This is a genomic window from Streptomyces sp. NPDC127084, from assembly GCF_042724175.1.
Taxonomy (GTDB): domain Bacteria; phylum Actinomycetota; class Actinomycetes; order Streptomycetales; family Streptomycetaceae; genus Streptomyces.
The window spans coordinates 1-790 of record NZ_JBHXFA010000116.1 but is presented as its reverse complement, the minus strand read 5'-3'; the positions used below and the strand labels follow the sequence as shown (position 1 = coordinate 790).

The window sequence follows — 790 nt, the reverse complement described above, 5'->3', positions numbered from 1 at the left end:
CTCCCCGCGCGCGCTATATGTACCCCCGGCCGACTCTCGAGTCCCCCGGCCGCCCCCCACCCACACCCGGGGCGCGCCCCCGGACCAGGCGCGCGCCCCCCTCCTCGTTGTGTGCTCGCGTCACCTCAGCCGATGCGGGTGGCCTTGGACTCGACGGCGATGGGGCCGGTCCAGGGGGTGCCGTCCTCCATGTCGATGAAGGCGGTCCCGTTCGTCGTGAAGCTCTTCTTGTTGAAGCTGCCCACGTGGACGGCGTTGATGGAGCCGTGCTCGTTGCCGGACTCGTCACGGTGTGCGTGGTGGGTGATCCAGAAGCTGAACGTCTTCCCGGGGCCCTGCTTCCAGATGCCCGTGCCCTCCAGCGGAGGTGTGGCCGAGCCCGGCTTGTTGACACAGCGGATCCTCTGGTCCGCGGTCACATCGCAGATGATCCAGGAGTACAGCGGCGGGTCCTGAGCGTGGATGGTTATCACCACGTCCCACTTTCCGACCGGGCTCGCCGCCTTGTGAGCCGCGGCGGCGGACACGGAGTGCTCGGCGCTACTGGCAGCGGCGGTGGCGGGAACGGCTGCCGGCACGATCATGGCGAGCAGCACGGCCGCGACCGCCCCTGTGGCGCGGCGGCTGACACGTGTCCGGGTGGTAGCGCTCATCGGTGCGTCTCCTCGGATCAGGCCCGGAATGCGGGCTGTTGGGTGGGCGTAGGGTCGCCGCAGGGGCTAGACACCACGTCCAGGACAGGTGGAGACGTACCGGAAGGACCCGGGCATGCCGGACGGCCGGCCGGGGC

At 70.3% G+C, this 790-nt stretch carries 1 protein-coding gene; it reads right to left on the bottom strand.

Annotation, left to right across the window (positions count from 1 at the left end):
• Nucleotides 1–125: 125 nt before the first annotated feature.
• The gene (locus ACFWI9_RS24175; RefSeq protein ID WP_387165087.1) at nucleotides 126–653 is read right to left on the bottom strand and encodes a hypothetical protein; all 528 of its coding nucleotides are present in this window, start codon (nucleotides 651–653) and stop codon (nucleotides 126–128) included.
• Nucleotides 654–790: the final 137 nt, after the last annotated feature.